Genomic DNA, 22917 nt, shown 5'->3' on the forward strand with positions numbered 1-22917 from the left:
TTCGGCTGGCGGACACAGGAACCTCCGCCAGCGCCCGGCGCTATTTCAGACACGCCCGGAGCTTCGCCATGATCCGCCTGACCCTGCCCCTGATCGCCGCCGCCGGCCTCGCCCTGTCGGCCTGCGCCAGCCTGGCGCCCTATGGTCCGCAGACGGGGCCGGGCGGGCAGGGCTATGCGGAACAGCGCATCGAATCCAACCGCTTCCGGGTCACCTACAGCGGCGTCGGCGCGCCCGGTCCGGTGGCCGACATGGCCCTGCTGCGCGCGGCCGAACTGACCACGGCCCAGGGCTATGACTGGTTCGAGGTGACCCAGCGCTGGATCGACGGCCGTCCCGACAGCGCCGGCGGCATGCGGCCCAGCGTCGGCGTGAGCTACGGCTCGGGTCGGTCCTCCGGCCGGTACGGCAGCTATTCCAGCTCGGGCGTCGGCGTGGGCGTCGGCCTGAATTTCAGCGGCCCGTCGCCGACCTCGACCACGCTGGAGGTGGTGATGGGCAACGGCGCCAAACCCGACCGCCCCAACGCCTATGACGCCCGGGGCGTCCAGGACAGCCTGCGCCCGCGCCTCTAGTCCGGCTCCAGCCCCTTCGCGAAAGCGCCCACCGTGCGCCACAGTTCGGCGTCGTGGCCGATCCACAGGTGGCCGCCGTCGGGATACATCACCAGCCGGGCCTCCGGAATCCGTCCGGCGACGTGAACGGCGGCCTTGTCGGTCTCGTAGAGGTCGCCGCGCGCGCCCGCGACCAGGGTCGGGCAGGCGATCCGCTCCACCGGCCAGTCCGGCGGGGCCCCCGCCGTGGCGGAGTCCATCAGCAACCCCTCCCGACGCGCGCTGACCGGCAGGATGTGGAGCATCACGTCGCTGGCCCGCCGTCGCTCGCTGGCCTCCGCGGCCTTCACCGTCGCCGGATCGGTGGCCAGCACCATCCGCGTCATGAAGTCGGGCGCCCCCCGGATCCCGGCCCAGAACAGGAAGTCGGAGCCCAGCGCCGCGTTGATCATGCGCTGCGTGCCGGCATCCGGCGCGGCGTTGGCCCCCGGCAGGCGGTCGGGGGCGTGCAGGGCCGGGACCACCAGGACGAGGCCTCGACACCGCCCCGGATGCCGGAGCGCCAGCTGGGTCGCGGACAGGGCCCCGGCCGAGCCGCCGATGATGACGGCCTGGTCGATCCCGAGCCGGTTCATCAGCCAGTCCAGGGCGTCGGCCTGCATCTCGACCGTCGCGCCGTCCGGCATGGCGCTGCGCAGATAGCCGAACCGCGACGGGGCGATGATGCGCACCCCCTCGCGCGCCAGCGGGGCGCTGAAGTCCAGGCCCTGGTCGAAGCCGCCGCCGCTGCCGTGGATCATCAGGACCGGCGGGCCGGAGCCGACCTCGGCGTATTCGATCGGGCCCCAGGGGCTGTCGACCACCCGGCTGCGTCCCTGGGTGTGCGCCCGGGCTTCGGCCATGTCCCGATGGAAGGCGAGGGCGACGGTCGCGACCATGGCGATCGCGGCCGCGCCGACGACGACCGGCAGCCAGCGTCGCCGCCCCCGGGCGTGGGGGCGACGCATCCTTGGTTCGCCGAACAGGTTCATGACCGCCTCCGGTGCGGACGGAAGCCTGCCCCGCCGCCCCGGTGGCGTCCTTGACGCCGGTCAAATCCGGGCGATCAGCGCCCGCCGCGGGTCAGGGCCCGGTATTCGACCAGCCGTTCCTTGTCGCGCCGCACCTGGTCGGCGACGGCGTTGTCGACGTCCAGCGAGGCGTAGCGGACCCAGCCGTCGACGCCCAGCTTGTCCTGGATCGCGGCGGTCGGCGTGCGCCAGCGGAAATAGGACAGCCAGCTGACCAGCACCCCCAGCACGGCGGCCAGGCCCTGCAGGATGCGGAAACCCGCCTCGCCGGTCGCCGGGGCCGGCTCCAGCGCCAGCACCCCGAGGCCGACGATCAGCACCAGCGGCGTCAGGATGCGCTGGGCCCAGCGCATCCAGTAGCGCTCGCGGCGCACGCGCCACAGCTCCATCTGGACGTGCTTTTCGAGATATTCCATCCGCGCGCCCAGCCACATGGTCAGCCGGGTCAGATACATGGCGCGCTGGCCCCAGCCCTTGCCGTCCTGCTGGAACTGGGTCTCGGCCTGGTCGGCCATGGCCCGGGCCGTGGTGAACAGGTTCTGCAGTTCGCGGGTCCGCTGCACGATCTCGCGCGACAGCTCGTAGGAGTCGTTCTCCAGCTGGAACCGGTACTGGATGAACAGCACCGCCTGCAGGCCCCAGTACAGCCCCAGGACCGCCAGCATGGCGCCGGCGGCGAGACCCAGCCCCATGGGCGGCGAACCGGTCCAGCCGGCGAACAGGCCCGGCCCGAGGACGGCGAGAGCGGCGAAGGCGGCCAGCGCCCCGGCCTGGCTCAGCCGCTTGACGGTCACATGCACGATCAGGGCCCGGAACACCCGCCGGCCATAGCCGTGGATGCGGCTGCGGATGTCGGTGTCGACCGGGAACCGCTCCTCGATCTGGCGGCCGAACAGGACGTGGAACCGGTCCGGCTTCCCGTCCGTCTCCCAGAAGGGGAAGATGTCGAGCGGCTGGTTGAAATATTCGTCGATGTGGGACGAGACGATCGCCTCGGCCTCGGGCGTGGCGGCGAAATACTCGCTCTCGGAAATCGGGCGCAGGATGCCGTCGCCCCCGCGCAGGGGCCCGCGTCCGGAGCCCGGCGTCGGCGGCACGGCCCGGTTGGCGCTGTCCTCCGCCCCGCGCGGGGGCGGATTGGGCGCGGCGTGCAGGCGGGCGTCCTCGCCGTGGCCCCCGTGGCCGCCGTCGTGGGCGTCGTGCCCGTGGTTGTGATCGTCGTGCGACATGGCGCTTCGGCGGTCCCCTGAATCGTCAGCCCGGCAGTATGGCGGATCGACGCCGTCGGGCCGACGGCGTTCCCCCTGGGCGCGAAGCGGCGCCGCCCGCCAGATATCGGCGTTAACCCTGCCTCCCGGCAAGTGAAGTTTCGGTCAGAACGGATATCGCGCCATGGCCGCCGCGCAGGCCAGCAGCGGAACCAGCAGCAGGGCCTCCACCCCGACCCAGGTCCGGGCCCGCTTCAGCTCGCCGGCGGGGGGCGTGAAGGCGGTCCCGCCCGCGGCGGTCTTGCGCCAGCGGAAGAACAGCAGCGTCGGCCCGATCGACAGCAGGCCGATGGCCGCGAAGAGCGCGACCTTGCCCCAGAAGAACGGGTTTTCGGCATAGAAGGCCCAGCCCTTGCCGCCCCAGACCACGCGGCAGACGCCGATGGCGAGGACCAGCATGGCGGTCATGCCGAAGCGGGCGTCCACATGGACCAGCCGGGCCGGATCGACCGCGGCGGCCTTCAGCATCACGCCCTCCATCGCCAGGGTGGCGACCAGGCCGAAGACGAAAATGTGGTGGAGAATGGCGAGGATGAGATCGAGCACGTGCGCCTCCTTCGCTTTGCGGCCGGGTCCGGTATAAGCCCCGCATCATGACACGTTTTCTGATCGTCGCAGCCGGGGGCGCCCTCGGCGCCGTCGCCCGCTACGGGCTCGGACGCCTGCTGCCGGCGACCGGCTGGCCGTGGGCGACGCTGACGGCGAACGTCGTCGGCGGCCTCCTGATGGGTCTTCTGGCCGGCTGGCTGGCCTTCCGGGGCGGAGCGCACGGCGAGTCGATCCGGCTGTTCGCCGCCGTCGGGGTGCTGGGCGGCTTCACCACCTTCTCGGCCTTTTCGCTGGAGACGGCCCTGATGATCGAGCGCCGTCAATTGGCCATGGCCGGCGGCTACGTCGCCGCCTCTGTGGCGCTGTCCGTCATCGCCCTGTTCATCGGCCTGATGGTCGCCCGCCGCGCCTTCGGAGCCGCCTCTTGACCGACGACCCTGTTCAAGACACCCCCGAACCCCCCAGGCGCGAGGTCCTGACGATCTACGTCGCCGAAGCCGAGGACGGCATCCGTCTCGACCGCTGGTTCCGCCGGCGCTGGCCGCACCTGTCCAACATCCAGGTGCAGAAGATGGCCCGCAGCGGCCAGATCCGCGTCGACGGCGCCCGGATCAAGCCCGAGGGTCGGCTGACCGCCGGGGCCGCCGTGCGCGTCCCGCCGATCCCGGACGATGCGTCGCGGAAGGCCGGAGACCCGCACACGCTCAGCCCGCAGGACATCAAATTCGCCAAGTCCCTCGTGCTCTACGAGGACGACATGGTCATCGCCATCAACAAGCCCCACGGCCTCGCCGTCCAGGGCGGCACCAAGACCAGCCGCCACGTCGACCGGCTGTTGTCGGCCTGGGGGGAGGGGATGGACCGCCCGCGTCTGGTGCACCGCCTCGACCGCGACACCTCCGGCGTCCTGCTGCTGGGCAAGGGGCCGGAGGCGGCCAAGCGGCTGGCCGGGGCCTTCGCCCGGCGTCAGGCGAAGAAGACCTACTGGGCCATCGTCATCGGCAATCCCAAGCCCTCGGCCGGCCAGATCGACATGCCGCTGAAGAAGACCGGCATCAACGACTTCGAGATGATGCGCCCCGCCGACCGCAAGGACCCGCGCGCCGAACCGGCCGAGACCGCCTTCGCCACCATCAGCCGCGCCGCCCACCGGGCCAGCTGGATGGCCCTGCGGCCCTTCACCGGCCGGACCCATCAGCTGCGCGCCCACATGGCCGGCATCGGCCATCCAATCCTCGGCGATCCCAAATACGGGGACGAGAAGTCGAAGGAGCTGTCGGGCCCGCTGAAGCTGCAGCTCCACGCCCGCAGCATCGAACTGGAGCATCCGCGCGGCGGCATGCTGAAGGTCGAGGCGCCGCTGAGCCCCGAAATGCGCGCCGGCTTCGCCCATTTCGGCTTCGAGGAGGCCGAGGGTAATGAGAGCGATCCGTTCGAAGGGGTGCGCCGCCAGCGATGAGCCGACTCCTCGCAGTCTTCGACATCGACGGCACCCTGGTCGACAGCCGCGCCTCGATCCACCGCGCCGCCTGCGAGGCCGCGCGCGGCATCGGCCTGCCCGAGCCGGACTACGACCGCGTCCGCCAGATCGTCGGCCTGTCGCTGGAGCACGCCATGGCGGTGCTGGAGCCGGGCCTGGCCCCCGATGAACTGGCCCGCTTCATCGCCGGCTTCCGCGCCAGCTTCCAGCGCATGTACGACGAGGGGCACGAGGAGCCGCTCTATCCCGAGGCCACGGCCACCCTGCGCGGCCTCCACCGCGACGGCTGGCGCCTGGCGCTGGCCACCGGCCAGAACCGTCGCGGCGTGGCCCGCAACCTGGCCCGCGAGGGCTGGGCCGATATGTTCCTGTCCTCCCACTGCGCCGAGGACGGCCCGGGCAAGCCCGATCCCGCCATGCTCCACGCCGCCATGAATGCCTGCGACTCCGACCCCGCGCGCACCGTCATGATCGGCGACACCGCCCATGACATCGAGATGGCGATCAACGCCGGCGTCCTGCCTCTGGGCGTCGCCTGGGGCTTCCATACCCTGGAGGAGCAGATCGCCGCCGGGGCGCATCATGTCGCCGCCGATTTCGCTGACCTGGAGGCCGCCCTGGACAGGTTCGCCGCCCAAGTTCCGGCCCCGAAAGCCGGAGCGGGCTGATCCGCCGCGCGGATCAGGAAACCGGCATGCAGATCCGGGTCTTCAGGTCCTCGGGAGGGGTTGTGAACGGATCGTCCAGATAGACCTCCCAGGAGAGCGACGGCATGGGAAGGCCTGCCGTCCTCAGATGGTCCTCAAGTTCGCCGTAGGCCGTCTTCAGGCCCTCATACGGTCCGCTGTAGACGGTCGTGAGCGCCCGGCCGGACGGCGTCAGGGCCGACTTCACGTCGCCCTCGGCCCGGGCGGCGTCAGACGCAGTCACAGGGAAGCCGATATCGATCTTCATGTTGGCGCCGTCCCGGTTGCGATAGACTGCGAGCGGGGGGCCGGCCGGCGCGACGCCGGCGCGGGCGAAGAAGGCGCCCAGCGTTTCGAAGGCCTCGCCCATGACCTCGGAAATCTCCCCCGGAATCATTCCGGACGACCGGGTGACATGGAGCATGGGTTGCGGCTCCCATTCGACGGTTTCGATGTGCATGGCTCTGCTCCTTGGGGACCGGGTCGGTGTCGGCGGACGGCGCGGGCGAACGCCACCCTGATCCGTCCCGGAGCGCGGGCCTTGATTTGCCTCAAGGCCGCGCCATTCGCTCGCCGGCTTCCGGTCCGCGGGGCTTGCGCAGGTCCACGTGCGTGACTCGCCCGGAGTGATCGGCCAGGTTGCCCGGCGGTTCGGATCGCGATGAGGCGGAGAGGGATGATGGCGGGGTTTGTGCGGGCAGGACTGGCGTCCTGCGGTCTGACGCTGGTTCTGGGATTTTCGGCGATGACGGCTCCGACGCTGGCGCAACAGCCGGTCCCGGCGGCGGCCGAGCGCGACGGCCGCCGGGATTTCGACTGGGAGATCGGCGAATGGACCACGCGGCTGTCCCGGCTGCAGCGGCCGCTGAGCGGGTCCACGACCTGGGTCGAGTATGAGGGGGCCACCGTGGTCCGGCCCGTTCAGGGCGGGGCCAATCTGGTCGAGCTGTCCGTCGAGGGTCCGGCGGGCCGGATCGAGGGCCTCTCGCTGCGTCTCTACAACCCCGAAACGCGGCAGTGGAGCCTGAATTTCGCCGGCGGCGGGGTGCTGAGCCCGCCCGTGTTCGGCGAGTTCAGGGATGGCCGCGGGGTCTTCTTCGGCCAGGACACATGGGCCGGCCGGGCCATTCTGGTGCGGTTCGTGATTTCGGACGTCACGGCGGACTCCGCCCGCTTCGAACAGGCCTTCTCGGCCGACGGCGGGGCGACCTGGGAGGTGAACTGGATCGCGGTCGATACGCGCCGTTGACCCGGGCGTCGGCGGTCGCGGCGTCCTACGGCCGCTGCAGGAAGGCGAAGGCGTTGTAGATCAGCGAGCCCAGCGCGCCCGAGCCGAGCCCGAAGCCCAGCGCCGACAGCAGGCCGAAGCCGAGCGCCGCGGTTGAGCCGACGGGCTGGTCCGTGAACAGCGAGATGAACATGTGCGACCGGGGCAGGATGCCTGCCGCTGCCCCCACCCAGCACAGGGCGAAGACGATGGCGACGGTCAGCCCGACCGTCACGGCGCATCGGGAAAGGCTCAGCGTCCTCGCGGACTCTCGGGAATAGGCGGTGGCGGTGGTCATGGTCCGTCCTCCGGTGGGGACCGGCTGGAACGCCGGCCCCGGAACTCCAGACCCCAGGCCGGCGCGGGCGCCTTGATCAGGATCAAGGCGGCTGCCTTGCGGCCGGCCAGGGTTCCAGCCTTTCACATCTTGCGGGGGGGGGGGGGCGGATGGCCGAAATTCTGGTGACGTGGTTCTCGCGCTCAGGCTCCACCGAACAGGCGGCGCGGGCCCTCGCGGCCCGACTCGGCGCGGACGCCGAACCGATCCTTGTCCCCGCCTCCTACGCCGGGGCCGCGGGGTTCTTCCGCGGCGTGTGGCAGTCAATGCTGCGCCGTCCCGTGGCCGTCCAGGCCGGCGTGAATCCGGTCGCATACCGGCTCGTCGTCGTCGGCACGCCGGTGTGGGCGGGCCAGCCGTCCGCCCCGGTGAGATCCTGGCTGAGCCGGCACGGTCCCCGGATCCGCACGCTGGCGGCGTTCTGCGTCTCGGGCAGCGGCGCCCCCTGTGATGGCGTGTTCGACGAGATCGAGGGCCTCGTCGGGCGGGAATTGGCCGCGACCCTCAGTCTCGCGCAGCGGGATGTGCTCGCCGGAGGGGCCGACGCCGCCCTCGACGCCTTCGCCGGCGGCCTGCGCGAGGACCTCGCCCAGACCGCCTGAGCCGAAGGGGTGGACCGCGCCGGGGCGCGGGGGTAGAGGCCGCATCCGTCAAGGACCGCCATGAGCCACATCCCGCCCCTCGATCCCAATGTCGCCGCCCGCAAGGGCTTTCGCGAGTCCGAGGAGCGCCTCAAGCGCTTCTGGAAGGCCGTCGACGTGGCCGAAGGGCAGGGGGGCTGGGCCGTCACCCTCGACGGCCGCACGCCGAAGACGCCCGCCCATGCGCAGCTGGTGCTGCCGACCAGGGCCGCCGCCCGGCTGGTCGCCGGGGAATGGGCCGCCCAGGGCGAGTTCATCGACCCGGCGACCATGCCCGCCACCCGCCTGGCCTCCACCGCCATCGACCGGGTCAGCCAGGTCCGCGAGCCGGTGGCCGAAGAGATCGCCGCCTTCGCCGGCTCGGACCTGCTCTGCTACCTCGCCGACCATCCGACCTCGCTGGCCGTGGAGCAGGCCCGCGAGTGGACGCCGTGGCGCGACTGGGCCGCGCGGGAGCTGGGCGTGGCGCTGGAGCCTGCCGAGGGGATCGTCCACCGGCCCCAGGACCCCGCCGCCATCGCCCGCGTCCGCGACCTGGCCCTCCGGCTGGACGATTTCGCCCTGACCGGCCTGGCCATGGCCACGCCCCTGCTGGGCTCGGCCGTCCTCGCCCTCGCGGTCCAGCGCGGGGCGCTGTCGGGCGAGGCCGCCTTCGAACTCAGCCGCCTCGACGAGGCCTTCCAGGAACGCCAGTGGGGCGTCGACGCCGAGGCCGCCGAACGCACCGCCGGCCGCCGGGCCGAGGCCGTCCTGCTGGACCGGTGGTTCCGGGCGCTGGAAAGCTAACCGCGCCTCTCCCCGGCTTGCCTCCCGCCCCGCCTCTCCTTAAGCCTCGAGCCCCAAGGAGAGGCCCCATGCAAGACATCCTCGAACAGCTCGAAGCGCGCCGCGCCGGCGCCCGCCTCGGCGGCGGCGAGAAACGCATCGCCAGCCAGCACGGCAAGGGCAAGCTGACCGCCCGCGAACGCATCGACGTCCTGCTCGACGAGGGCTCGTTCGAGGAGACCGACATGTTCGTCGAGCACCGCTCGACCCAGTTCGGCATGGAAAACCAGCGCATTCCCGGCGACGGCGTGGTCACAGGCCGGGGGACCATCGGCGGCCGTCTGGTCTATGTCTTCTCCAAGGATTTCACCGTCTTCGGCGGCTCGCTCTCGGGCGCCCACGCGGCCAAGATCGTCAAGATCCAGACCATGGCCCTGACCAACGGCGCCCCGATCATCGGCCTGTTCGACGCCGGCGGCGCCCGCATCCAGGAGGGGGTCGAGGCCCTGGCCGGCTACGCCGACATCTTCCTGCAGAACACCCTGGCCTCGGGGGTGATCCCCCAGATCAGCGTCATCATGGGCCCCTGCGCCGGCGGCGACGTCTATTCCCCCGCCATCACCGACTTCATCTTCATGGTGAAGGACACCAGCTACATGTACGTGACCGGCCCCGATGTGGTGAAGACGGTCACCAATGAGGTGGTCACCCACGAGGACCTGGGCGGCGCCCGCGTCCACGCCCAGAAGTCCGGCGTCGCCGACGGCGCCTTCGAGAACGATCTGGAGGCCCTCAGCGAGGTCCGCCGCCTGATCGGCTTCCTGCCCCTGTCCAACCGCGAAAAGCCCCCGGTCCGCGACTCCTACGACGACCCCGAGCGCCAGGAAGACAGCCTCGACACCCTCGTCCCGGCCAATCCGAACCAGCCCTATGACATCAAGGAGCTGATCCTGAAGACGGTCGACGAGGCCGAATTCTTCGAGATCGCCCCCGATTTCGCGAAGAACATCGTCACCGGCTTCGGCCGCCTCGACGGCCAGACGGTCGGCGTCGTCGCCAACCAGCCCCAGGTCCTCGCCGGCGTCCTCGACATCGACTCCAGCCGCAAGGCCGCCCGCTTCGTGCGCTTCTGCGACGCCTTCGACATCCCGCTGGTGACCTTCGTCGACGTGCCCGGCTTCATGCCCGGCACGCGTCAGGAGTACGGCGGCCTGATCAAACACGGCGCCAAACTGCTGTTCGCCTATGCCGAGGCGACGGTGCCCAAACTGACCGTCATCACCCGCAAGGCCTATGGCGGCGCCTATGACGTGATGAGCTCCAAACACCTGCGCGGCGACGTCAACTACGCCTGGCCCTCGGCCGAGATCGCCGTCATGGGCGCCAAGGGCGCGGTCGAGATCATCTTCCGCAAGGAGGCCGGCGACCCGGAGGCGCTGGCGGCGCGCGAGGCCGAGTACAGGGAAAAGTTCGCCAACCCCTTCGTGGCGGCGGGCCTGGGCTATATCGACGACGTGATCATGCCGCACGGGACGCGGAGACGGCTGATCCGGGCGCTACGGACGCTGAAGAACAAGCAGCAGAGCAATCCGTGGAAGAAGCACGATAATATTCCGCTGTAGGGTCTTCCGCCCCGACTGGAGCAAGGGCCCAAGGGGAGATATCCTTGTTTGGTCACAGCTATCGGTTGACAGCTCTGAGCGAAGGCTTAGTTCTTCGGCTTTCAAGCAATCTCCGGGGGGAGTCTAACTGATGGATTCGATCTATTGAGCAGGGTGGCCGTGGCATCGGTGGTCGAAACGGAAACCTTGGAAGTCCCGTCGACCAGCCGCGCGAAGGCCGTAGCCCAAGCAAGGCGACGTCTCGAACAATCAGACGGTCTTGCCCAAGCGCATGAGGTAGAGCGGCTTATCACCGTTTACCTAGCTGAGATCGTAGCACAGCAGCTTCAGACAGAGTGGCGTGCCCTGTTGGTGGCCAAGCTGCTGGAAAAGATGCGACGTAGGTTCAAGCCTGCCGACGACGCGCAGAAGAATGCGGCGTGAGCGGGCCCCGCGGCAAGCGGGGGCAGACGATCAATCCTAAAGCGGCTGTCGAGTACAACGTCGCTCGGGATCGCTTTCTCGTCAGCTCCGAGAAGAACGACGGACCAGAATGGTTGGTCCGCGTAGGAAAATACGTTCAGCACTGTTGGGAAATCGAAGCCGAGGCTTACGAGAAGAGCGGAGACACGTCCTTTGATGATCGGAAGTATCTCGATGAATGGGATAAAGTCCGAGAGGAGGAAATCATTGCGTTGCAAGCGAAGGCCGAAGCAGAACTACACCAATACGTACTGACGCAATTTCCTAGAGTTTGGCTGAAATATAAAAAGACTCACTCTGGAATCCGTCTCGCTACCTACTTTCTCGTCAAATCGCGGGACGCGTTTTTTGGAGCCGTTGGACTCACGCTCATCGTGATGGCGCTGTCGTGGTTTGTGAATTTGCTCGATCCAGCGCTTTCGCAACGGGCGTTGAGCTATGTCCAATCGGTGATTGTGCCCGAACAATCAGATGTGAAGATTAAATCGGCAACGTCGGAAAATGATCCAGAAGCCGACAATGCGAAACCTGCAGGAAGGGCGACCTAGCCAAGGCTAGACAGAAAATCCGCGCGTAGTCTGAGAGCTCGCTCCGGCCTGTCCCGTGATAATTGAGAGGCGCAGAGCCTCCGCTCCCCCACGGCCAAGCAGGTGTTTGCGTCCCGGCCCGGCGTCGAGACCGCCTCCGCCGGCCTGGCGCCCGATGCGGAGGAGCCATGCTCCACCGATCCCGGATCAAGTCCGGGATGACGAGGAATGGGCCGACATCATCTTCGTCATGGAGCGCGCCCACCGCGCCAAACTCCAGCGCCGCTTCCGGGCGCAGCTGAAGCGCGCCCGCGTCATCTGTCTCGACATCCCCGACGACTACGCCTTCATGCAGCCGGAGCTGGTGGCGTTGCTGGAGAAGAAGGTCGCACGACATCTCCCTTCTCCCCTTGGGGGAGAAGGTGGGCGGCGGAGCCGTCCGGATGAGGGGTAGGCCGGCTCCGGACCTGCTGGCGGCCAGTCGAAACTGACCATCCCCCTCATCCGGCCCTCCGGGCCACCTTCTCCCCCGAGGGGAGAAGGGATTATGGTGCCCCCATGATCACCCTCCACGCCTTCGGCCGCGTCCATCCCTTCGTCCATGGCGAGACCCGCGACCTGCGCATCCAGTGGGCGCTGGAGGAGATGGGGCTGCCCTATGCCGTGCGCGGCTGGGACCACACCGGCGGCGAGACCACCGGCCCCGCGTTCTCGGCCATCAGCCCCTTCAACCAGATCCCGATCCTGACCGATGGCGATGTCACCCTGTCCGAATCCGCCGCCATCCTGATCCATCTGGCGGAAAAGTCCGGCAAGCTGATCCCGGCCGACGCCGACGGCCGCGCCCACGTCATCCAGTGGACCCTCGCCGCCCTGTCCACCGTCGAGGGCCCGATCCAGCCGCTCAAGCTGATGGACATGGGGGCCATGGGCGAGCCGGGGGAGGCGCGCGCCTTCCTGACCGGCTGGACCCACCGCGTGCTCGACGGCGTCAACCGCCGGCTCGAGGGCCGCGACTGGATCGCCGCCGACGACTTCACCATCGCCGACCTGTTGCTGGCCTCGGTCCTGCGCCAGCTCCGCCACACCGAGCTGATGGACGGCTATCCCAACGTGAAGGCCTTCTACGCCCGCGCCATGGCCCGGCCGGCGTGGAAACGCACCCTCGACCTCTACGCCGAACGGCTGGGCGCCCACCGGGCGAAGATTGAATAGCGGAACAGCTGCCGCGGTCCGGAACTCCCCGACCCCTGCTTCGCTTTCCTTGCATGGCCGCGCCGTCGCCCCGCACCGCCGTCCTCCACCGCATGGTCATGCCCGACCACATCTGCCCGTACGGCCAGAAGTCCCTGTGGCTGCTGCGCCGCAAGGGCTACGCCGTCCAGGACCACCATCTGAAGACCCGCGAGGAAACCGACGCCTTCAAGGCCCTGCACGGCGTCGACACCACGCCCCAGACCTTCATCGGCGGCGTCCGCATCGGCGGCTGGGACGACCTGCGCCGCTTCTTCGGCCAGAAGGTCCCCGGGGAGGGCGCGACCAGCTACACCCCGGTCCTGGTGGTCTTCGCCGTCGCGGCCCTGATCGCCCTGGCGATCGACTGGCTGTCGATGCGGGCGATCACGGCGATGGTCCTGCCCGATTTCATCGCCACAGCCATGTGTCTGCTGGCCATGCTCAAGCTGCAGGACGTCGAGCGCTTCTCGACCATGTTCCTCAACTACGACCTGCTGGCCCGGCGCTGGATCCCGTACGGCTACATCTATCCGTTCGCTGAGCTCAGCGCGGGCGTGCTGATGCTGGCCGGCGCCCTGACCTGGCTGTCGGCCCCGGTGGCCCTGTTCATCGGCGGCGTCGGCGCCGTCTCGGTGTTCAAGGCGGTCTGGATCGACAAACGCGAGCTCAAATGCGCCTGCGTCGGCGGCTCGTCCAACGTGCCGCTGGGCTTCGTCTCCCTGACCGAGAACCTGATGATGGTCGCGATGGCGGTCTGGATGCTGGCGGGGCGCTGACGGAGCCTGACGTCCGGCGCGGCGGGGGCTGCGCGATCCGACGGAGTGTGCTCCTGTCCCGGCAGGAGACGCCGCCATGATCCGCCCCGCCCTGATTGTCCTGGCCCTGTGGCTGGCCGCCCCGGTGGCCGCCCGGGCCTGCATGCGGCCGATCGATACGCCCGCCGAACGCATGGCCGGGGACTATGTCACCGTCGCGGTCGCCACCGTCGTCACGGTCGACTCCCGGGCCCCGGAGCGGCCGAACCGCGCCTTCACCGCCGAGTTCGAGATCGACCGGACGGTCGAGGGCTATCCCCAGACCGGACGGCTCCGCCTGTGGCACGAGGAGCAGACGGAGTGCCCGCGGGTCCTGCCCCTGCCGGTCGAGGGCGAGGCCTGGGTGGTGTACCTGGAGTGGGATGCGCGCGGGGCCGGTCCGGTCACCGAGGCCTGGCCGCTGGTCTGGGCCGAACGCCTCGATCCCCGCTTCGGCGGCCGCGCCGACGCCGATGCACGCGATCTGGAGCCGCCGCATCGGTGAGGGCGGCTATCCCAGGCCCCTCAGCCCCGCCCGCAGCGCCTCCGCCTCGCCGTCCAGTCCCGCCTCGAGACGGGCATGCTCCCCGATCCACACCGGCGTGGCCGCCGCCAGCAGGGCGCGGCCCTTGTCCGTCAGGGCGGCCCGTCGCCCGCGCCGGTCCTTCGCATCGACCGACACCGTCGCCAGCCCGGCCCGTTCCAGCGGCTTGAGATTGGCCGTCACGGTCGACCGGTCCATGGCCAGCAGGCTGGCCACCGCGCCGATGGTCGGCGGATCGGGCCGGTTCAGGCTGTTGAGCAGCGAGAACTGGCCGCTGGTGATCCCCAGCGGCCGGAAGGCCTCGTCGAAGCGCCGCGACAGGGTCCGCGCCGCCCGCTGCGCATGCAGGCACAGGCAGTGGTCCTTGATGTGCAGGGTGGTCGCATAGGTGGCGGCGGTTGACATGGGTTCAGATAGGTTGATATCAACTCATCTGTCAATCCGACGCTTCAGAAGGAGCCCCGCATGATCCAGGTCACCGCCTTCAAATGGGTCCCGCCCTTCGCCCAGGGTTCGGTGCGCGACATCCGCGTCCGCTGGGCGCTGGAGGAGGCGGGGCTGGGCTATGACGACCATCTGATCGGCTTCGAGGACCAGTCGACGCCCGCCTATCGCGCCCGCCAGCCCTTCGGCCAGGTGCCGGCCTTCAGCGACGGCAAGGTCGAGATGTTCGAGAGCGGCGCCATCGTCCTCTACATCGCGCAGAACTCGGATCAGCTGATGCCGGCCGACGAGGCGGGCCGCGCCATGGTGATGACCTGGCTGTTCGCCGCCATGAACAGCGTCGAGCCCTGTGTGGCCGAGCTGGCCACGATCGACCTGTTCAACGCCGACAAGGGCTGGGCGAAGGAACGCCGCCCCGAGGTCGAGGCCATGCTGCGCAAGCGGCTGGCCGACCTGCAGGCCGCCCTCGGCGACCGCAAATGGTTCGCCAACGACCGCTTCAGCGGCGCCGACATCCTGATGACCCACGTGCTGCGTGACCTGCGCCATACGGACATCGTCGCCGACTATCCGGCGCTGGCCGACTACGTCGCCCGGGCCGAGGCCCGGCCGGCGTTCAGGCGGGCGCTTGAGGACCAGATGAAGCCGTTCAGGGCGGCCGAGGCGGCCAATCCCGAACTGGCGCCGGCCTGAACTCCTTCTCCCAACACCGACAGCGCAACAGAAGGCCTGAACATGAACTCCAAGGACACCTATCTCGCGGTCTTCCTCGGGTCTGGCGACGGCCCGCGCCGGGCGACCTGGAACGCCCTGTCCGATGACCAGCGGCGCGCCCGCGAGCAGGAAGGCATGGCCGCCTGGGGCGCCTGGGTCGAGACCCATCGCGACTCCATCGTGGACAACGGCGGGCCGCTCGGCCGGACGAAACGCGTTTCGGGAGACGGGGTGGCGGATGTCTCCAACAACCTGGCTGTCTACGTGGTGGTGCGCGCCGCCTCGCATGACGCCGCGGCCCGGATGTTCGAAGACCATCCGCACTTCACCCACTTTCCGGGCGATGCGGTGGAGGTGATGCCGATCCTGCCGATTCCCGGCCCTTGACCAGTATGGCCCGTCTCGTCTTCGACATGAACGTTTCGCTGGACGGCTACGTCGACCATGACAAATTCGCGCCCGATCCGGAGCTCTTCCGGCACTGGATCGACGTGGTGCGCACCGCGACCGGCAGCATCTACGGCCGCAAGCTCTACGAGATCATGCGCTACTGGGAAGAAGACGATCCCGACTGGACCCCGGACCATCGGGCGTTCGCGGCGGCGTGGCGCGCCGAACGCAAATGGGTCGTGTCCCGCACCCTGACCTCGGTCGGCCCTGACGCCACCCTTGTCCCGAGCGACATGGAGGGCGTGGTCCGCCGGCTGAAGACCGACTTCGAGGGCGAAATCCACGTCGGCGGCCCGGTCCTGGCGCAAGGCCTGACCGACCTCGGTCTGATCGACGAATACCGCCTCTACCTCCACCCCGTCGTGCTGGGGCGGGGCGCGCCGTTCTTCGCCGCCGCCGTGCCGCCGCTCCGCCTCGTCGCCCATGACCGGATCGGCCGGGAGGCGATCCGGCTGACCTATGTGCCCGCGTGACGGCGCCGCGCCGTAATGCGTCCGATTCTGGCGTATCGGGTTGATACGATGCGCCCCGGTCTTTGAAAACTGGATCAGAGTCCCAACCGGACGGTTCGGACGGTTCGGACGCTTCGGACGGTGTTTCGGGACGACGAAACCGGACGCTTCGGACTCTTCGGACGCTTCGGACGGTGTCTTGGTCCGCTCAGCCGACCAGCGCCGCCCGTTCCTCCGGGGTCAGCATCCGCCACCGGCCCTCGGGCAGATTGTCCAGCTTCAGCGGCCCGATCCGTACACGGATCAAATCCACGACCTCCAGATCGACCATCTCGCACATCCGCCGGATCTGGCGGTTGCGGCCCTCGCGCAGGATGAATTTGAGCCGAAAGGATTCCATCCGGCTGACCCAGGCCGGCTTCAGCTGGCGGCCGTCCAGCATCAGGCCGTGGCGCAGGATCTTCAGCTTCTTCTCGGTGACGTCGCCGGCGACGCGGACCAGATATTCCTTGTCCAGATCGGACTGCGGCCCGATCACCGCCTTGGCCACCACCCCGTCCGACGACAGCAGCAGAAGGCCGCGCGAGTCCTCGTCCAGCCGCCCGATCGGGGGCAGGGAGGCGTCCCCGGCCGGGACCGCGCCCGGCCCGACCCGGTTGGCCTCGGTGATCAGCCTTGCCGCCGGGATCTTGTCCGGCTCCGGCTGGCCCGAGACGAAGCCCATCGGCTTGTGCAGGACGATGGTCACCCCCTCGGCCAGGGCCGCCGTCGCCCGGTCGCTGAGGGTCAGGGTCTGTCCCGGCGCCAGCCTGCGCCCGGCGTCGGTCACCACCTCTCCGTCGACCGAGACCAGGCCGTCAGCGATCAGGGCGTCGGCCTCGCGCCGCGAGCAGACGCCGCTCTGGCCCAGCCATTTGTTGATCCGGACCGGCTCCGGGCCGTCGTAGGTGCGGGAGAAGGCCAAGGGTCTATTGGCCCAGGGCCGCGCGGGCGATCTCGTCGTCCTCGGCCGAGCTGGCGCCCGAAACGCCGATAGCCCCGACGATGCGGCCGTCGACCACGATCGGCACGCCGCCCGCGACCGGGACCAGCCCCTCGATGGCCAGGCTGACCGTCCGCCCCGCCAGCACCCGGGCCTCCGCGGCCGCCGTCGGCCCCCGGAACAGCGCCGCCGAGCGCGCCTTGGCCTGGGCGACGGCGATGGATCCGTACTGGACGTCGTCCATCCGCGCGAAGGCGACCAGCGCCCCCGACGGCTCGACCACCGCAAAGGCCATGCGGAAGCCGCGCGCCGAGGCTGCCGCCGTCGCGCGGTCGATCAACGCCTGCGCCGCCTCCAGCCCGATCGGCGCGCCATAGGGCGGGGCGGGCGTGGAGGGCGCGGCCGGGGCCGGCGGGGGCGTCTGCGCCTGGACCGCTCCGGGCGTGGCGATCAACACAAGGGCGAGGATGAGCGGTTTCATGATCGGGCTCCATCAATCCGTCCTGCCGTCCCATCTCGGAGATGCCGGCGCAAGTCCGGCCTACAGGCGCCGGAACAGCAGCATCAGATTGTTGGCGGGCATCCCGACCCGCCGCGTCAACGCCAGCCCCTCCGCCTTGGCCGCCGCCACGACCGTATCCCGGTCGCGCAGGCCCCAGGCCGGATCGCGCGCCTTCAGGCTGTCGTCGAAGGCCGCGTTCGACGCCGCCAGCGGGACCTCCGCCTCGCGATACGGCCCGTACAGGACCAGCAGGCCGCCCGGCGTCAGCCGCCGGCCCGCCAGCGTCATCAGCCCCTCGGTCGCCGCCCAGGGGCTGATGTGGATCATGTTGATGCAGACCACGGCCTGCACCGGCCCCTCCGGCCAGGTCGCCGGGTCCAGCACGTCCAGCGCCAGCGGGGCGCGGAGGTTCGGCAGGTCGGCCGCCGCCGCCCAGGCCTCGATGCTGGCCCGCGCCTCCGGGCTGGGGTCGGCGGGCGTCCAGTCGAGGCCGGGGAGGGCGCGAGCGAAGGCCACAGCGTGTTCGCCCGATCCGGCGGCGATCTCCAGCACCCGTCCGCGTCCCGGCATATGCGCCTTCAGAACATCGAGGATCGGGCCCCTGTTCCGCGCCACGGCGGGCGAGGCGAGGGCGCCATGGGGGGTCGCAACGGCGGCGTCCATCGTCTGCATGGCCGTCCGGATACCCCGCCAGGGCCCGCGCCGCGACCGGAATTATGCAGGCTCCGCCAGGCGCCGGGCTCGCGAGAGGTTGAAACGTGCTTCGGTTGACGCCGCGTCCGCATCGGTGTCATTCCGGCTGAAACATTGCGTGATCTCACGCAAGGGAGAGCCACGGCGGCGTCAGATCGCCGGGCGACGTTCAGGAGAGTGATCGTGACCGCATCCGTGATTCCGGGCCTGCATCCGGCCCCCACCCGCCACGCCGGCCTGATCGCCTGGGTCGAGCAGATCGCCGCCCTGACGCGCCCCGCCCGCGTCCGCTGGTGCGACGGTTCGGAGGCCGAGAAGGCCGCCATCGTGGCCGATCTGATCGGCAAGGGCACCCTGAGGGAACTGGACCAGACGAAGCGTCCCGGCTGCTACTACGCCGCCTCGGACCCCCGGGACGTGGCCCGGGTCGAGAGTCGGACTTTCATCTGCTCGGCCAATGAGATCGACGCCGGCCCGACCAACAACTGGGCCGATCCGGTCGAGATGCGGGCGCGGCTGAACGGTCTGTTCGACGGCTGCATGGCCGGCCGGACCATGTATGTCGTGCCGTTCTCGATGGGGCCGCTGGGCTCGAAGATCAGCGCCCTGGGCGTCGAGATCACCGACAGCGGCTATGTCGCCGTCTCGATGGGGGTCATGACCCGCATGGGCCAGCCGGTGCTGGACCTGATGGGCGAGGACGGCTTCTTCGTCCCCGCGGTCCACACCCTCGGCGCCCCGCTGGCCGAGGGCCAGGCCGACGTGCCGTGGCCGTGCAACGATGACAAATGGATCGTCCACTATCCCGAGACCCGCGAGATCTGGTCCTACGGCTCGGGCTACGGCGGCAACGCCCTGCTGGGCAAGAAATGCTACGCCCTGCGCATCGCCTCGGTCATGGCCCGCGACGAGGGCTGGCTGGCCGAGCACATGCTGATCCTCAAGCTGACCGATCCGAAGGGCCGCGCCAAATACGTCGCCGCCGCCTTCCCCTCGGCCTGCGGCAAGACCAACCTGGCCATGCTCCAGCCGAGCATCCCGGGCTGGAAGGCCGAGACCATCGGCGACGACATCGCCTGGATGCGTTTCGGCGATGACGGCCGGCTCTACGCCGTGAACCCGGAAGCCGGCTTCTTCGGCGTCGCGCCCGGCACCAGCCGCAACACCAATCAGAACGCCCTGGCGACCCTGGCCACCAACACCGTCTTCACCAACACCGCCCTGACCGCCGACAACGACATCTGGTGGGAAGGTCTGACGAAAGAGGCGCCGGACGGCCTGACCAACTGGAAGGGCCAGCCCCACGACCCGGCCTCGGGCGAGCCCGCCGCCCATCCGAACGCCCGTTTCGCCGCGCCGGCCGGCCAGTGCCCGGCCATCGCGCCCGAGTGGGAGGACCCCAGGGGCGTGCCGATCGACGCCATCCTGTTCGGTGGCCGCCGCGCTTCGGCCGTGCCGCTGGTGACCGAGGCCTTCGACTGGGAGCACGGGGTGTTCATGGGCTCGTCGGTCGCCTCGGAAGGCACCGCCGCCGCCGAGAACGCCATCGGCGCCCTGCGCCGCGATCCCTTCGCCATGCTGCCCTTCTGCGGCTACAACATGGGCGACTATTTCGCCCACTGGCTTTCGATGGCCGGCAAGACCGAGGCGTCGAAACTGCCGCGCCTCTACTTCGTCAACTGGTTCCGCAAGAACGACGACGGCAAGTTCGTCTGGCCGGGTTTCGGCGACAACGCCCGGGTGCTGAAGTGGATCGCCGAACGGATCGACGGCGAGGCCGAGGCGGTCGACACCGCGGTCGGTCGCGTGCCGACCCGCGAGGCGCTGGACCTGTCGGGCCTGGACCTGTCGGACGCCGACCTGTCCATCCTGCTGGATGTGGACGTCGCGGTCTGGGCCGAGGAGGCCTCGCTGATCCCGGACTTCTACGCCCAGTTCGGCGATCGTCTCCCCGCGGCCCTCTGGGACCAGCACGCCGCCCTCACCGCCCGCATCGGCGCGACCCGCGCCGCCGCCATCGCGGCGGAGTAGCGATAGCGTCTTGCAATCGGAGCCCGGGCGGTCGATCTGATCGCCCGTGACTTCCTCCCCTGATGTGATCGTCATCGGCGCCGGCGTGCTCGGCCTCTGCACCGCCGCGGAACTGGGCGCGCGCGGCCACGCCGTGACCGTCGTCGACCCGGGCGGATTCAACGCCAGTTCGGCCGCGGCAGGCATGATCGCTCCGGCGCTGGAATGCCTGTCCGACGAGGCCACGCCGGAACGGGCGGCCCTCCTGAGGCGCGCCCGCGATCTGTGGCCCGGCTTTGCCGAAGCCTTCGGCCTGGCGCTGACCCGCGACGGCGTCGACTGGCTCGGGCCCGATCCCGGCGAGGCCATCGCCCGTGTGAAGGCCCTGGGGTTCGCCGCCGCGCCGGCGCCCGGCGGCCTGACCTCGCCGGACGACTGGCGGGTCGAGGTCGCGGCCGGTCTCAAGGCCCTGGCCCGGGCCCCCGGCGTCGCCATCGTCCGGGGGACCGTCGCCAGCCTGTTTGCCGACGCGCGCCGCTGGCGGGTCGAGGCCGGCGACGGCAGGGTCTGGTTCGCGCCGACCGTGGTGCTGGCCACCGGCGCCACTCCGCCGCTTCCGGGTCTGCCGGACCGGCCCGCGGCCGTCGTATCCGCCATTGAACCGGTGCGCGGCCAGCTGACGCCGGTCGCCGCGCCGCCGCCGCCGCGAACCCTGCGGACGCCGGGCCTCTATGTGGTTCCGGCCCCGGGCGGCGTCGTCATCGGCGCCACCATGGAGCGCGGCCGCCGCGACCTGGAGCCCGATCTCGACGAATCCGCCCGCCGCGTCGCCGCCGGCCTGGCCCTGCTGGGCGCGGCGGGGACGGCCGGAACGCCGCGCGTCGGCGTGCGCGGCGCCAGCGCCGACGGCCTGCCCCTGGCCGGCCCGTCGGGAGAGCCCGGCCTGCATCTGGCCCTGGCTCCATTCCGCAACGGCTGGCTGCTGGGGCCGTTGGTCGCCCGCGTGGTCGCCGACGGCGTCGAGGGCGGCGCGCCGTCGCCGGACGCCGCCGCCCTCGATCCCCTCAGGTTCGGCTGATCAGCCTTCTGGCGGCAGGTCGAAGCGCAGGTTGATCGCCACCCGCGAGCCCACGGCCGCGCCGTCCACGGTGCGCGGATTGACCCGGAAATGGCGCGACAGCCCCTGCGCCGCCCGGCCGAAGCCATAACCGCCCGGCGTCTCCCGCGTGACGTTGCAGTCGGTGACCGCGCCGGTGGGCAGAACCAGACAGTTCAGCGAGGCCGAACCGGCGATTCCGGCCGTGATCGCGCGGTCCGGATAGGCCCGCATCATCTGCTCGGCCGACGGCTGCCGCGACCAGCTGGGATTGCGGATCACGGACGCGGGGGCGGGCGTCGCTTCAACCACCGGGGTGTTGTCGACCGGCGTCTCGACGACCTCCGTGAAGGTCAGGGTCGTGCTGGTCGTCGGCGTCGCGTCGGTTGGAACCGCGGAGATGGTGTCGGTGGGGGTCAGCGGGCGCGGGGTGTCGTTCAGCGGCGTGTTCGGGGCGGTCGAACGAACCGGCTCTGGCTCGGGCAGCGGCCTCGGCTGTTCCAGCGTGATCTTGAAGGGCGGCGTCGGTTCCGGCAGAATCAGCGCGGTCCTCAGCTCGAAGCGCTGATAGTAGAGCGCCGCGCCGAGGCCGATATGGGCCGCGACCACGATGCCGGTGGCGATCCAGGCCGCCTTCGTCATGCGCGGCGTCCGGCGTTCGTGGAAATCGATCGGGCTCACCAGTCCGGGGCCGCCCGCTGTCTTGATCATCATGGCCGTCTCATCCCTGTCTGACCGCCCCCACAGCGTCCCACGGCCAAGTTGAGCGCCGCCCTGACGGCAAGTTTGGGGCGAGCGTCGCCATGAAAGCGCCACCGTGGCGGCGCGCCGCCGCGAAGGTTAAGAGGCTGTGGACGCCGTGGGTGGCGTTAGGGTTTGATTAACCACGAACCCCCAGCGTCATGAGTCATGAGCATCGGAGCGATTCCATCCTCTGGCGGGGTCGAGGCGGCCATCCGGCGCGCCTCGAACGCCACTGGCGTGGACGCTGATTTCCTGGTCCGGACGGCCCGCCGGGAAAGTGCGATGAACCCCTCGGCCCGGGCCCCGACTTCATCGGCCGCGGGTCTGTTCCAGTTCATCGAGCAGACCTGGCTGGGCACGGTGAAGACCCACGGCGCCAAGCATGGTTATGGCCAGTACGCCGACCTGATCTATCGCGGTGGCGACGGGCGCTGGCGGGTCGAGGGCTCGGCGCGCAATGTGGTGCTGGACCTGCGGTTCGATCCCCAGGCGGCCTCGACCATGGCGGCGGAGCTGACGGCGTCGAACGCGGCCTATCTGCGCGGACGCACCGGGCGCGAGCCGGGGGCCGGCGACCTGTACGCCGCCCACTTCCTCGGTCCGGCCGGCGCGGCCCAGCTGATGGACGCCATGGACCGGCGGCCGGGGTCCAGTGCGGCGGCGATCTTCCCCGAGGCGGCCTCGGCCAACCGGTCGATCTTCTATCGCGACGGCCGCCCTGCCACGGTGGCCGAGGTTCACGCCAACCTGCAGCGCAGCGCCGGCGGGGGCGCGCCGGCCTCCGGCGCCGGGTCGGTCCAGGCGCCGCCGGAGCTTGGCGATCGCGACCGCCAGCTGGCCGCGCGGCTGGATCGACTCAAACAGGACCAGAGCCTGCTGGCGCTGCTGCTCGGACAGGACGGCGACGGCAAGGGCGGCGGCTTCGGCGGCGCCTTCGCCCCGGAAACCGGCGGGAGCGTCTGATCCCGAATCCGGCGATGGTGAACCGCCCGTTAAGGATGACGGGCCGATGTTGACCGGCAAAGCCT

The 22917-nt window shown here is 70.2% G+C and carries 30 protein-coding genes; 20 read left to right on the top strand and 10 right to left on the bottom strand.

The features are described 5' to 3' along the window. Positions 1-68 precede the first annotated feature (68 nt). Positions 69-575: a hypothetical protein gene (locus Q8Q71_RS05725; protein ID WP_305758666.1), complete on the top strand. Its 507-nt coding sequence runs from the start codon at positions 69-71 to the stop codon at positions 573-575. Here Q8Q71_RS05725 and Q8Q71_RS05730 read toward each other — a convergent pair. The 3 genes from Q8Q71_RS05730 to Q8Q71_RS05740 form a co-directional block, all read right to left on the bottom strand. Continuing rightward, on the bottom strand, positions 572-1585 hold the full coding sequence (locus tag Q8Q71_RS05730; RefSeq protein WP_305758667.1) for an alpha/beta hydrolase: 1014 nt from the start codon (positions 1583-1585) through the stop codon (positions 572-574). The genes Q8Q71_RS05725 and Q8Q71_RS05730 overlap by 4 nt on opposite strands. A 74-nt stretch (positions 1586-1659) precedes the next feature. Beyond that, entirely contained in the window at positions 1660-2853 is a 1194-nt protein-coding gene (locus tag Q8Q71_RS05735) for a hypothetical protein (RefSeq protein WP_305758668.1), read from the bottom strand. Between the two features lie 144 nt (positions 2854-2997). Then, positions 2998-3438: a DUF2214 family protein gene (locus tag Q8Q71_RS05740; RefSeq protein WP_305758669.1), complete on the bottom strand. Its 441-nt coding sequence runs from the start codon at positions 3436-3438 to the stop codon at positions 2998-3000. A gap of 47 nt (positions 3439-3485) precedes the next feature. On the opposite strand from Q8Q71_RS05740, the gene crcB reads away from it, so the two are divergent. Genes crcB through Q8Q71_RS05755 form a run of 3 tightly spaced genes read left to right on the top strand, consistent with a single transcriptional unit; the run spans position 3486 to position 5589 of the window. Further along, positions 3486-3869, top strand: coding sequence for a fluoride efflux transporter CrcB (gene crcB, locus Q8Q71_RS05745; RefSeq protein ID WP_305758670.1), 384 nt, complete (start codon positions 3486-3488; stop codon positions 3867-3869). After that, positions 3866-4900, top strand: a complete 1035-nt coding sequence (locus Q8Q71_RS05750) for an RluA family pseudouridine synthase (RefSeq protein WP_305758671.1) — start codon at positions 3866-3868, stop codon at positions 4898-4900. The genes crcB and Q8Q71_RS05750 overlap by 4 nt, the downstream gene beginning before the upstream one ends. Further along, complete coding sequence (locus Q8Q71_RS05755) at positions 4897-5589, top strand: HAD-IA family hydrolase (RefSeq protein ID WP_305758672.1); 693 nt, start codon at positions 4897-4899, stop codon at positions 5587-5589. The genes Q8Q71_RS05750 and Q8Q71_RS05755 overlap by 4 nt, the downstream gene beginning before the upstream one ends. Positions 5590-5602: 13 nt before the next feature. On the opposite strand, the gene Q8Q71_RS05760 is transcribed toward Q8Q71_RS05755, so the two are convergent. Continuing rightward, positions 5603-6067 carry a GyrI-like domain-containing protein gene (locus tag Q8Q71_RS05760; protein ID WP_305758673.1) on the bottom strand — a complete coding sequence of 155 codons (465 nt, stop codon included), beginning with the start codon at positions 6065-6067 and terminating at the stop codon, positions 5603-5605. A 219-nt stretch (positions 6068-6286) separates the two neighbouring features. Between Q8Q71_RS05760 and Q8Q71_RS05765 the strand changes: the two genes are divergently transcribed. Next, positions 6287-6856, top strand: coding sequence for a hypothetical protein (locus Q8Q71_RS05765; RefSeq protein WP_305758674.1), 570 nt, complete (start codon positions 6287-6289; stop codon positions 6854-6856). 25 nt (positions 6857-6881) lie between these two features. Here the strand turns inward: Q8Q71_RS05765 and Q8Q71_RS05770 are convergent, their stop codons facing one another. Then, complete coding sequence (locus Q8Q71_RS05770; protein ID WP_305758675.1) at positions 6882-7172, bottom strand: hypothetical protein; 291 nt, start codon at positions 7170-7172, stop codon at positions 6882-6884. A 149-nt stretch (positions 7173-7321) separates the two neighbouring features. Between Q8Q71_RS05770 and Q8Q71_RS05775 the strand changes: the two genes are divergently transcribed. The 9 genes from Q8Q71_RS05775 to Q8Q71_RS05815 all read left to right on the top strand — a co-directional run bounded on the left by Q8Q71_RS05775 (position 7322) and on the right by Q8Q71_RS05815 (position 13763). After that, positions 7322-7813, top strand: coding sequence for a hypothetical protein (locus tag Q8Q71_RS05775; protein WP_305758676.1), 492 nt, complete (start codon positions 7322-7324; stop codon positions 7811-7813). A 60-nt stretch (positions 7814-7873) separates the two neighbouring features. Further along, positions 7874-8638: an ATP12 family chaperone protein gene (locus Q8Q71_RS05780; RefSeq protein WP_305758677.1), complete on the top strand. Its 765-nt coding sequence runs from the start codon at positions 7874-7876 to the stop codon at positions 8636-8638. A gap of 68 nt (positions 8639-8706) precedes the next feature. Next, positions 8707-10239, top strand: a complete 1533-nt coding sequence (locus tag Q8Q71_RS05785) for an acyl-CoA carboxylase subunit beta (protein ID WP_305758678.1) — start codon at positions 8707-8709, stop codon at positions 10237-10239. 153 nt (positions 10240-10392) lie between these two features. Then, positions 10393-10662, top strand: coding sequence for a hypothetical protein (locus Q8Q71_RS05790; RefSeq protein WP_305758679.1), 270 nt, complete (start codon positions 10393-10395; stop codon positions 10660-10662). Further along, the gene (locus tag Q8Q71_RS05795; RefSeq protein ID WP_305758680.1) at positions 10659-11249 is read left to right on the top strand and encodes a hypothetical protein; all 591 of its coding nucleotides are present in this window, start codon (positions 10659-10661) and stop codon (positions 11247-11249) included. Before Q8Q71_RS05790 ends, Q8Q71_RS05795 begins: the two co-directional genes overlap by 4 nt. 229 nt (positions 11250-11478) lie before the next feature. Beyond that, positions 11479-11682, top strand: a complete 204-nt coding sequence (locus tag Q8Q71_RS05800) for a hypothetical protein (protein WP_305758681.1) — start codon at positions 11479-11481, stop codon at positions 11680-11682. Between the two features lie 104 nt (positions 11683-11786). Next, on the top strand, positions 11787-12443 hold the full coding sequence (locus Q8Q71_RS05805; RefSeq protein WP_305758682.1) for a glutathione S-transferase family protein: 657 nt from the start codon (positions 11787-11789) through the stop codon (positions 12441-12443). Between the two features lie 53 nt (positions 12444-12496). Beyond that, complete coding sequence (locus Q8Q71_RS05810) at positions 12497-13240, top strand: MauE/DoxX family redox-associated membrane protein (protein WP_305758683.1); 744 nt, start codon at positions 12497-12499, stop codon at positions 13238-13240. A 76-nt stretch (positions 13241-13316) separates the two neighbouring features. After that, complete coding sequence (locus tag Q8Q71_RS05815; RefSeq protein ID WP_305758684.1) at positions 13317-13763, top strand: hypothetical protein; 447 nt, start codon at positions 13317-13319, stop codon at positions 13761-13763. Between the two features lie 6 nt (positions 13764-13769). Here Q8Q71_RS05815 and Q8Q71_RS05820 read toward each other — a convergent pair whose 3' ends face one another. Next, complete coding sequence (locus Q8Q71_RS05820) at positions 13770-14207, bottom strand: MarR family winged helix-turn-helix transcriptional regulator (protein WP_305758685.1); 438 nt, start codon at positions 14205-14207, stop codon at positions 13770-13772. Positions 14208-14267: 60 nt separating this feature from the next. On the opposite strand from Q8Q71_RS05820, the gene Q8Q71_RS05825 reads away from it, so the two are divergent. The 3 genes from Q8Q71_RS05825 to Q8Q71_RS05835 are packed head-to-tail and all read left to right on the top strand — an operon-like array spanning position 14268 to position 15883. Further along, entirely contained in the window at positions 14268-14939 is a 672-nt protein-coding gene (locus Q8Q71_RS05825; RefSeq protein ID WP_305758686.1) for a glutathione S-transferase family protein, read from the top strand. Positions 14940-14981: 42 nt separating this feature from the next. After that, entirely contained in the window at positions 14982-15347 is a 366-nt protein-coding gene (locus Q8Q71_RS05830) for a hypothetical protein (RefSeq protein ID WP_305758687.1), read from the top strand. A 5-nt stretch (positions 15348-15352) separates the two neighbouring features. Next, entirely contained in the window at positions 15353-15883 is a 531-nt protein-coding gene (locus Q8Q71_RS05835; protein WP_305758688.1) for a dihydrofolate reductase family protein, read from the top strand. A gap of 187 nt (positions 15884-16070) precedes the next feature. Here the strand turns inward: Q8Q71_RS05835 and Q8Q71_RS05840 are convergent, their stop codons facing one another. From Q8Q71_RS05840 to Q8Q71_RS05850, 3 genes are read right to left on the bottom strand one after another with little or no spacing between them, the layout of a single operon-like run. After that, positions 16071-16826 (bottom strand): pseudouridine synthase, encoded by a 756-nt coding sequence (locus tag Q8Q71_RS05840; protein WP_305758689.1) that lies wholly within the window; start codon positions 16824-16826, stop codon positions 16071-16073. Between the two features lie 4 nt (positions 16827-16830). Further along, positions 16831-17325, bottom strand: a complete 495-nt coding sequence (locus Q8Q71_RS05845; protein ID WP_305758690.1) for a heme-binding protein — start codon at positions 17323-17325, stop codon at positions 16831-16833. A 60-nt stretch (positions 17326-17385) separates the two neighbouring features. Next, entirely contained in the window at positions 17386-18018 is a 633-nt protein-coding gene (locus tag Q8Q71_RS05850; RefSeq protein WP_305758691.1) for a DUF938 domain-containing protein, read from the bottom strand. A 204-nt stretch (positions 18019-18222) separates the two neighbouring features. On the opposite strand from Q8Q71_RS05850, the gene Q8Q71_RS05855 reads away from it, so the two are divergent. Together Q8Q71_RS05855 and Q8Q71_RS05860 are read left to right on the top strand one after the other, a co-directional pair. Next, on the top strand, positions 18223-20070 hold the full coding sequence (locus Q8Q71_RS05855; RefSeq protein ID WP_305758692.1) for a phosphoenolpyruvate carboxykinase (GTP): 1848 nt from the start codon (positions 18223-18225) through the stop codon (positions 20068-20070). Between the two features lie 46 nt (positions 20071-20116). After that, positions 20117-21127: an FAD-binding oxidoreductase gene (locus tag Q8Q71_RS05860; RefSeq protein WP_305758693.1), complete on the top strand. Its 1011-nt coding sequence runs from the start codon at positions 20117-20119 to the stop codon at positions 21125-21127. On the opposite strand, the gene Q8Q71_RS05865 is transcribed toward Q8Q71_RS05860, so the two are convergent. Continuing rightward, positions 21128-21859, bottom strand: coding sequence for a TonB family protein (locus Q8Q71_RS05865; protein ID WP_305758694.1), 732 nt, complete (start codon positions 21857-21859; stop codon positions 21128-21130). Positions 21860-22054: 195 nt separating this feature from the next. Between Q8Q71_RS05865 and Q8Q71_RS05870 the strand changes: the two genes are divergently transcribed. After that, on the top strand, positions 22055-22852 hold the full coding sequence (locus Q8Q71_RS05870; RefSeq protein ID WP_305758695.1) for a transglycosylase SLT domain-containing protein: 798 nt from the start codon (positions 22055-22057) through the stop codon (positions 22850-22852). Positions 22853-22917 lie beyond the last annotated feature (65 nt).

The sequence above is a fragment of the Brevundimonas sp. genome (assembly GCF_030704825.1).
Lineage (GTDB): Bacteria > Pseudomonadota > Alphaproteobacteria > Caulobacterales > Caulobacteraceae > Brevundimonas.

Bases quoted from the DNA above. Each gene is read 5' to 3' on its own strand.
- Q8Q71_RS05725 (WP_305758666.1), top strand. From the start codon at position 69: ATGATCCGCCTGACCCTGCCCCTGATCGCCGCCGCCGGCCTCGCCCTG.
- Q8Q71_RS05730 (WP_305758667.1), bottom strand. From the start codon at position 1,585: ATGAACCTGTTCGGCGAACCAAGGATGCGTCGCCCCCACGCCCGGGGG.
- Q8Q71_RS05735 (WP_305758668.1), bottom strand. From the start codon at position 2,853: ATGTCGCACGACGATCACAACCACGGGCACGACGCCCACGACGGCGGC.
- crcB (WP_305758670.1), top strand. From the start codon at position 3,486: ATGACACGTTTTCTGATCGTCGCAGCCGGGGGCGCCCTCGGCGCCGTC.
- Q8Q71_RS05755 (WP_305758672.1), top strand. From the start codon at position 4,897: ATGAGCCGACTCCTCGCAGTCTTCGACATCGACGGCACCCTGGTCGAC.
- Q8Q71_RS05760 (WP_305758673.1), bottom strand. From the start codon at position 6,067: ATGCACATCGAAACCGTCGAATGGGAGCCGCAACCCATGCTCCATGTC.
- Q8Q71_RS05765 (WP_305758674.1), top strand. From the start codon at position 6,287: ATGGCGGGGTTTGTGCGGGCAGGACTGGCGTCCTGCGGTCTGACGCTG.
- Q8Q71_RS05770 (WP_305758675.1), bottom strand. From the start codon at position 7,172: ATGACCACCGCCACCGCCTATTCCCGAGAGTCCGCGAGGACGCTGAGC.
- Q8Q71_RS05775 (WP_305758676.1), top strand. From the start codon at position 7,322: ATGGCCGAAATTCTGGTGACGTGGTTCTCGCGCTCAGGCTCCACCGAA.
- Q8Q71_RS05780 (WP_305758677.1), top strand. From the start codon at position 7,874: ATGAGCCACATCCCGCCCCTCGATCCCAATGTCGCCGCCCGCAAGGGC.
- Q8Q71_RS05785 (WP_305758678.1), top strand. From the start codon at position 8,707: ATGCAAGACATCCTCGAACAGCTCGAAGCGCGCCGCGCCGGCGCCCGC.
- Q8Q71_RS05800 (WP_305758681.1), top strand. From the start codon at position 11,479: ATGGAGCGCGCCCACCGCGCCAAACTCCAGCGCCGCTTCCGGGCGCAG.
- Q8Q71_RS05805 (WP_305758682.1), top strand. From the start codon at position 11,787: ATGATCACCCTCCACGCCTTCGGCCGCGTCCATCCCTTCGTCCATGGC.
- Q8Q71_RS05810 (WP_305758683.1), top strand. From the start codon at position 12,497: ATGGCCGCGCCGTCGCCCCGCACCGCCGTCCTCCACCGCATGGTCATG.
- Q8Q71_RS05815 (WP_305758684.1), top strand. From the start codon at position 13,317: ATGATCCGCCCCGCCCTGATTGTCCTGGCCCTGTGGCTGGCCGCCCCG.
- Q8Q71_RS05820 (WP_305758685.1), bottom strand. From the start codon at position 14,207: ATGTCAACCGCCGCCACCTATGCGACCACCCTGCACATCAAGGACCAC.
- Q8Q71_RS05825 (WP_305758686.1), top strand. From the start codon at position 14,268: ATGATCCAGGTCACCGCCTTCAAATGGGTCCCGCCCTTCGCCCAGGGT.
- Q8Q71_RS05830 (WP_305758687.1), top strand. From the start codon at position 14,982: ATGAACTCCAAGGACACCTATCTCGCGGTCTTCCTCGGGTCTGGCGAC.
- Q8Q71_RS05835 (WP_305758688.1), top strand. From the start codon at position 15,353: ATGGCCCGTCTCGTCTTCGACATGAACGTTTCGCTGGACGGCTACGTC.
- Q8Q71_RS05845 (WP_305758690.1), bottom strand. From the start codon at position 17,325: ATGAAACCGCTCATCCTCGCCCTTGTGTTGATCGCCACGCCCGGAGCG.
- Q8Q71_RS05850 (WP_305758691.1), bottom strand. From the start codon at position 18,018: ATGCAGACGATGGACGCCGCCGTTGCGACCCCCCATGGCGCCCTCGCC.
- Q8Q71_RS05865 (WP_305758694.1), bottom strand. From the start codon at position 21,859: ATGATGATCAAGACAGCGGGCGGCCCCGGACTGGTGAGCCCGATCGAT.
- Q8Q71_RS05870 (WP_305758695.1), top strand. From the start codon at position 22,055: ATGAGCATCGGAGCGATTCCATCCTCTGGCGGGGTCGAGGCGGCCATC.